The 6,098-nt window shown below is 52.6% G+C and carries 8 protein-coding genes and 2 pseudogenes; 3 read left to right on the top strand and 7 right to left on the bottom strand.

Features of this window, described 5'->3' with window-relative positions; genetic code table 11:
* Nucleotides 1-141 precede the first annotated feature (141 nt).
* The gene (gene ompC, locus HBA26_RS19640; RefSeq protein WP_059354372.1) at nucleotides 142-1,281 is read left to right on the top strand and encodes a porin OmpC; all 1,140 of its coding nucleotides are present in this window, start codon (nucleotides 142-144) and stop codon (nucleotides 1,279-1,281) included.
* Between the two features lie 332 nt (nucleotides 1,282-1,613).
* On the opposite strand, the gene HBA26_RS22975 is transcribed toward ompC, so the two are convergent.
* The 6 genes and pseudogenes from HBA26_RS22975 to HBA26_RS23125 form a co-directional block, all read right to left on the bottom strand.
* A complete protein-coding gene (locus HBA26_RS22975; protein WP_223239581.1) occupies nucleotides 1,614-1,691 on the bottom strand; it encodes a hypothetical protein in 78 nt (25 codons plus the stop codon).
* Between the two features lie 68 nt (nucleotides 1,692-1,759).
* On the bottom strand, nucleotides 1,760-2,182 hold the full coding sequence (locus tag HBA26_RS19635) for a GFA family protein (RefSeq protein ID WP_126345478.1): 423 nt from the start codon (nucleotides 2,180-2,182) through the stop codon (nucleotides 1,760-1,762).
* Nucleotides 2,183-2,185: 3 nt separating this feature from the next.
* Entirely contained in the window at nucleotides 2,186-2,383 is a 198-nt protein-coding gene (locus HBA26_RS19630; protein WP_028013317.1) for a hypothetical protein, read from the bottom strand.
* Nucleotides 2,384-2,447: 64 nt separating this feature from the next.
* Entirely contained in the window at nucleotides 2,448-2,876 is a 429-nt protein-coding gene (locus HBA26_RS19625) for a VOC family protein (RefSeq protein WP_028013318.1), read from the bottom strand.
* A gap of 95 nt (nucleotides 2,877-2,971) precedes the next feature.
* On the bottom strand, nucleotides 2,972-3,316 hold the full coding sequence (locus HBA26_RS19620) for a DUF1294 domain-containing protein (protein WP_126345477.1): 345 nt from the start codon (nucleotides 3,314-3,316) through the stop codon (nucleotides 2,972-2,974).
* Nucleotides 3,317-3,395: 79 nt separating this feature from the next.
* Nucleotides 3,396-3,533: pseudogene (locus tag HBA26_RS23125) on the bottom strand (hypothetical protein); the annotation flags it as partial.
* Between HBA26_RS23125 and HBA26_RS22970 the strand changes: the two are divergent.
* Together HBA26_RS22970 and ttcA are read left to right on the top strand one after the other, a co-directional pair.
* Nucleotides 3,530-3,703: pseudogene (locus HBA26_RS22970) on the top strand (site-specific integrase); the annotation flags it as partial. The pseudogenes HBA26_RS23125 and HBA26_RS22970 sit on opposite strands and share 4 nt — an antisense overlap.
* A gap of 20 nt (nucleotides 3,704-3,723) precedes the next feature.
* Nucleotides 3,724-4,659: a tRNA 2-thiocytidine(32) synthetase TtcA gene (gene ttcA, locus HBA26_RS19610; RefSeq protein WP_126818144.1), complete on the top strand. Its 936-nt coding sequence runs from the start codon at nucleotides 3,724-3,726 to the stop codon at nucleotides 4,657-4,659.
* A gap of 42 nt (nucleotides 4,660-4,701) precedes the next feature.
* Here the strand turns inward: ttcA and dbpA are convergent, their stop codons facing one another.
* Nucleotides 4,702-6,075, bottom strand: a complete 1,374-nt coding sequence (gene dbpA, locus HBA26_RS19605) for an ATP-dependent RNA helicase DbpA (protein WP_126345855.1) — start codon at nucleotides 6,073-6,075, stop codon at nucleotides 4,702-4,704.
* Between the last annotated feature and the right edge of the window lie 23 nt (nucleotides 6,076-6,098).

Below are 6,098 nucleotides of genomic sequence, written 5' to 3'. Positions count from 1 at the left end.
TCCGTCGTCGGCAGCGTCAGATGTGTATAAGAGACAGATATTTTATTACTCTTTCACAGGAGTGATTTAGCATGGGACAACTTTCGGTTTCAGAAAGTTCAACAGGTAATCAAATAAAAACAACTGCAAAGGAATATCACGATGCAAAGAAAAGTACTGGCTCTGATGATTCCAGCTCTGTTAATGGCTGGCGCCGCGCATGCGGCAGAAATTTATAATAAAGACGGCAACAAATTAGATCTGTACGGAAAAGTAGATGGTCTGCACTATTTCTCCGACGATGCCTCTAAAGACGGCGATCAAACCTACATGCGTCTGGGTTTCAAAGGTGAAACGCAGATTAACGACATAATGACCGGCTACGCGCAGTGGGAATATAACATTCAGGCGAATAACACCGAAGGGTCTGATAATCAGTCCTGGACGCGTCTGGCCTTCGCGGGTGTCAAAGTGGGTGACTACGGTTCCTTCGATTATGGTCGTAACTATGGCGTGCTGTACGACGTGGAAGGCTGGACCGATATGCTGCCTGAGTTCGGCGGCGACTCTTACACCTATGCGGATAACTTTATGACCGGCCGCGCCAACGGCGTGGCAACCTACCGCAACACTGACTTCTATGGTCTGGTGCAGGGTCTGAACTTCGCGCTGCAGTATCAGGGCAACAATGAAGATGCCAGCAACAATCAGGAAGGCACCAACAACGGCCGCGACATGCGTTATGAGAATGGCGACGGCTTCGGTATTTCAACCACCTATGATTTCGGCATGGGGTTCAGTGCCGGTGCCGCTTACGCCTCATCTGACCGTACAAATGACCAGGTAAGCGCAGGTACTGGCGCTGCGTCTCAATATGCGGGTGGTGATAAAGCGGATGCCTGGACTGCAGGCCTCAAATATGACGCAAATAATATCTACCTGGCGGCGATGTATTCTGAAACCCGTAATATGACGCCGTACGGTTCAGGTGATAGCAAATCAGGCGGTGGTATTGCCAACAAAACTCAGAACTTCGAAGTGACCGCACAGTACCAGTTCGATTTCGGTCTGCGTCCGGCCATTTCTTACCTGCAGTCTAAAGGGAAAGACCTGGGCAACGGTCAGGGCGATCAGGACCTGGTTAAATATGCGGACGTAGGCGCGACCTACTATTTCAACAAGAACATGTCCACCTACGTTGATTATAAAATCAACCTGCTGGATGAAGATGACAGCTTCTACAAAAACAACGGTATCAGCACCGACGATGTCGTTGCATTAGGCCTGGTTTACCAGTTCTGATGGTCAGAGCCCGCAGCGTCATGCGGGCTCTCCTTTTTTTGATGTTTGTCTCGCAACAGCGCTTTATCGCGATATTGTTGAGGATAAGTTGAAAGAAAGCGGGTTAGACTGCGCCGATATCCCCCTCTTCATTAAGGATACCTGCGTTGTTTGGTCGTATATCCGTTACCATTCTGACACTTTTAGCATGCTTGTGGATGGCGTTAATCTTTGATTTTCGAGATATTGTCGGGCATCTCGGCACGCTGCTAAACCATCTGGATCACCATTAACAGTGATTCCCAGAAAAAAGCCACCAGCAGTGCCGGTGGCGGTCATACGCATTTCGAGCGTTATTTTTTCACGGGTTGAGGTTTTTTATCCCCTGATTCCGGGGCCTCACGCGGATCGTCTTTTTCTACACAGAGCATAATTTCTCCTGTTTTAGAAACCCACTTCCCACTATAGCCAAGCTGATAAAAAAAAGGCCAGGCGGTAATTAATCTTGATTGGTCTCTTTTTTGCGAAACGAGAGATAGCCAAAAACGCCGCTTTCGCCGTCGCTCGGATGATTTACGCCATCCATCACCGTCACTTCTGGGAAATCAAACGGCGACACATTTTTAAAACAGGCCACATTGACGCCGTATTCATTTGGGTTAGAGCGACGCTGATGGAATGTGTAAATCCCGCAGACCGAGCAGAAGAAATGGCGCGCCGTCCCCGTGTTGAACCGGTACTCCGTCAGCTTATCCTCACCTCTGGTCACGGCGATACCCGACAGCGGTGCAGAGACCACAACCGCGCCCCGCATACGGCAAAAAGAGCAGCTGCAGCGCCGCGCGGTATTCAAGCCGTCAGTCAGTTCGACGGTAAAAGCCACCGCACCACAGTGGCACTGTGCATGACGAATGTCAGCCATTGGCTATACCCCTTTTCTTACCAGTTCGGCAGCTTTGAGAAAAACCTCATCTTCTACACCATCGCCTTTCTGCCTGCCCAGCCTGACAAGTTCGTTGACAATGCTGTCACGATCGATCGTTTTTTGCGATGAAACCAGCCCTATAACGGCAGCCCCAATCGCCAGCCCCACTAATCCTGTTTGTTCGTCTTTGTTCTTCATACTCATGCTCCTGATACAACAAACAAGCGTAGCAGGATTTTTCAGACCGTTTTCAGGCGTTTTACTATTTCGCCTGGATCGCTGTTATTCCGACACGCTGGCCATATGAGAGCTCTAAGGTATTACCGTCAGGATCGGCAAAAAATACATAATAACCGACGGGGTCACCCAGATCTTCCGGCGCTTTCCTCAACACCCCTTCTTTAGCGGCCATCGCAGTTTTTCTGTCAATTTCTTCGCGCGTGGCGCAGGCAATCCCAAGGTGGCCAAAATGCCCCAGCGGCGTATCGGTCACGGTGTCCGCCTGCACCAGAACCAGCGCAAAAGGACGCGTATGGTCAGTTAGCCACGCCACTTTACGGGCAGTTGGAAGATCGGGCTCACGCGAATGGATGACGTCCATCCCGGCATATCGCCGATAGAAAGCAAGGCTCTTCTCCAGATCCCTGACCATAAACGCAACATGAGTGAATCCTACATCAATGTCTTTCATTTTAAGATGTTACTCCTGTATCAACATGTCGCAGACATCTTAAAAGCTCAAGTTAACTTGAGGTCAACGGTGAATTTGTGCGGTCCTGATGATGTTCAATAAAGAATAAAGGGACAGAAATGATAAAGCGCCGCCGTGGCTGAAATATTCACGACGATGCTCAGCAAAAACCAGGTTTTGAAGGGTTGCTTCTGCGTTTTATGGCGAAAGAGCTGTTGGCCCAATATGGCGCCTGGCCACCCTCCCACAGTACCAAACGTCAGTAAAGTGACTTCCGGTATCCTGCGCATCGCTTTTCGTGCCGCCGTTTTGTCGACACCATAAATCGCTATCGTCAGCATATTAATCAGCAGAAACCACATTGCAAAAGGATACGAGGAAAAAAAGCTGCCGATCGCAGTGAAGATCAGCAGAATAAAACAAAAGCGATTCAATGTCATAGGGTCAGTCACAGAATATGTAAGCGTATGTCGGGAAAGCATTATACGCTATCTTATGCAAGTATCCGGTCAGGTGCTATCAGCCCGCTTTGCATGCGGGCCTCAAAATGAATGACCTCTTCGACGCACCGAATTGCATTTTGTGAAGCTTCGCATACGCGCCATCATGAGCAAGCAGTACCTTATGGCTTCCGCGTTCAACGATAACGCCAGTTTGTTTTGGTCCCCCCTCTCCCGGAAGGCGAACAGAAAGCCGACTACGCTTTATTAGCTATTGCGCAGATTGTAAAACGTGCTGGCATTCGCCGCCGGAATCCGTACCATACGCGGCATACTTTTGCCTGCTGGCTATTATCTGCCGGCGCTAACCCGTCTTTCGCCGCTACTGGCTCCGAAGGTAGTAATAAATGCAAGAAAATCAACCAAATACAAAGAAAGAACAATACAACCTGAATAAACTGCAAAAGCGCCTGCGCCGTAACGTGGGCGAGGCCATTGCGGACTTCAACATGATTGAAGAAGGCGACCGCATCATGGTTTGCCTGTCAGGGGGTAAAGACAGCTACACCATGCTGGAGATCCTGCGTAATCTTCAGCAAAGTGCGCCGGTAAATTTTTCTCTGGTGGCGGTCAACCTTGACCAGAAACAGCCGGGTTTCCCGGAGCACATTCTGCCGGAATATCTGGAGCAGCTGGGCGTTGAGTATAAAATCGTCGAAGAAAACACCTACGGCATCGTGAAAGAGAAGATTCCGGAAGGGAAAACCACCTGCTCGCTTTGCTCCCGTCTGCGCCGCGGCATTCTCTATCGCACCGCAACGGAACTGGGCGCGACCAAAATTGCGCTGGGCCATCACCGCGACGATATTCTGCAAACGCTGTTCCTGAACATGTTCTACGGCGGCAAGATGAAAGGCATGCCGCCTAAGCTGATGAGCGATGACGGCAAGCATATTGTGATCCGCCCTCTTGCCTACTGCCGGGAAAAAGACATTGAGCGTTTTTCTCAGGCGAAAGGGTTCCCGATCATTCCATGCAATCTGTGCGGCTCACAGCCGAACCTGCAGCGTCAGGTGATTGGCGACATGCTGCGCGACTGGGACAAACGTTATCCGGGCCGTATTGAGACCATGTTCAGCGCGATGCAGAACGTGGTTCCTTCCCACCTCGCGGACGTAGAGCTGTTCGACTTCAAAGGTATCAACCACGGCTCGGAGGTGGTGAATGGTGGCGATTTGGCGTTTGACCGGGAAGAGATCCCAATGCAGCCTGCGGGCTGGCAGCCGGAAGACGAAGACAATCAGTTCGAAGAGTTGCGTCTGAACGTGCTTGAAGTGAAATAAGCGATGGGCGTCTCAGAAAAACCTTCTGAGACGCTTTATGCCTTATTTCAGCAGATGTACGCGGCAGGTTTTGCCTTTAATCTTGCCGTTTTGCAGCTGCTTCCACGCCTTATGCGCAACCGCCTGTCGAACCGCCACGTACACGTGTGCCGGATGAACCGCAATTTTCCCGATATCCGCCCCTTCCAGCCCCACATCTCCGGTCAGTGCGCCCAGCACATCCCCCGGTCGCATCTTGGCCTTTTTGCCGCCATCAATGCACAGCGTCGCCATTTCGGCCTCCAGCGGCACGAGCCTGACGTTCCCCGGCGCGTTCACCCAGTTCAGTTTGATCTGCAACATTTCTGAGAGAATATTGGCGCGCTGCGCCTCTTCCGGCGCGCAGAAGCTGATGGCCAGCCCGCTGTTTCCGGCGCGCGCGGTACGACCAATACGGTGGACGTGCACTTCCGGGTCCCAGGCCAGCTCATAGTTCACCACCAGTTCAAGGGATTTGATGTCCAGACCGCGGGCGGCGACGTCGGTCGCGACCAGCACGCGGGCGCTGCCGTTAGCAAAGCGCACCAGCGTCCGATCGCGATCGCGCTGTTCCAGATCACCATGCAGAGACAGTGCGCTCTGCCCCGCCGCATTCAGGGCATCACAAACCGCCTGGCAGTCTTTTTTGGTATTACAGAACACCACGCATGACGCAGGCTGGTGCTGGCTCAGCAGTTTCTGCAGGAGCGGGATTTTTCCCTGCTGCGAGGTTTCAAAGAACTGCTGTTCGATGGCCGGCAGAGCATCGACGCTATCGATCTCAATGGTGAGCGGATTATTCTGCACGCGACCGCTGATCGCGGCGATGGCTTCAGGCCAGGTCGCAGAGAACAGCAGCGTCTGCCTCCCGGCCGGCGCGAAGCGGATCACTTCATCAATGGCATTGCTGAAGCCCATATCCAGCATCCTGTCCGCCTCGTCCATCACCAGCGTGCTTAAGGCATCGAGCGAAACGGTGCCTTTTTGCAGGTGATCAAGCAGGCGGCCGGGCGTCGCGACAATAATGTGCGGCGCGTGCTGAAGCGAATCGCGCTGTGCGCCAAACGGCTGCCCACCGCAGAGGGTTAAGATCTTGGTATTGGGCAGGAAGCGCGCCAGGCGACGCAGTTCACCCGCGACCTGGTCTGCCAGCTCGCGGGTCGGGCACAGGACAAGTGACTGGGTCTGAAACAGCGACGCGTCAATATGCTGCAGCAGACCAAGACCGAAAGCGGCCGTTTTCCCACTGCCCGTTTTCGCCTGCACACGCACGTCCCGGCCTTCAAGGATAGCGGGCAGCGCGGCCGCCTGAACAGGCGTCATCGTGAGGTATCCCAACTCGTTGAGGTTGTCGAGTTGGGTGGCAGGCAGAACATTCAGGGTAGAAAAAGCGGTCACAATAATCTCTCGTGGTCATCTTT

Origin of the sequence: Enterobacter sp. 725m/11 (assembly GCF_011683705.1) — a bacterium.
In the GTDB taxonomy this organism is placed as follows: Bacteria; Pseudomonadota; Gammaproteobacteria; order Enterobacterales; family Enterobacteriaceae; genus Enterobacter; species Enterobacter bugandensis.
The sequence above is the reverse complement of the archived record's forward strand: the minus strand, read 5'-3'. Positions and strand labels throughout refer to the sequence as shown.

Bases quoted from the DNA above. Each gene is read 5' to 3' on its own strand.
- ompC (WP_059354372.1), top strand. From the start codon at position 142: ATGCAAAGAAAAGTACTGGCTCTGATGATTCCAGCTCTGTTAATGGCT.
- HBA26_RS19625 (WP_028013318.1), bottom strand. From the start codon at position 2,876: ATGAAAGACATTGATGTAGGATTCACTCATGTTGCGTTTATGGTCAGG.
- HBA26_RS22975 (WP_223239581.1), bottom strand. From the start codon at position 1,691: ATGCTCTGTGTAGAAAAAGACGATCCGCGTGAGGCCCCGGAATCAGGG.
- HBA26_RS19620 (WP_126345477.1), bottom strand. From the start codon at position 3,316: ATGACATTGAATCGCTTTTGTTTTATTCTGCTGATCTTCACTGCGATC.
- HBA26_RS19635 (WP_126345478.1), bottom strand. From the start codon at position 2,182: ATGGCTGACATTCGTCATGCACAGTGCCACTGTGGTGCGGTGGCTTTT.
- HBA26_RS19630 (WP_028013317.1), bottom strand. From the start codon at position 2,383: ATGAAGAACAAAGACGAACAAACAGGATTAGTGGGGCTGGCGATTGGG.
- ttcA (WP_126818144.1), top strand. From the start codon at position 3,724: ATGCAAGAAAATCAACCAAATACAAAGAAAGAACAATACAACCTGAAT.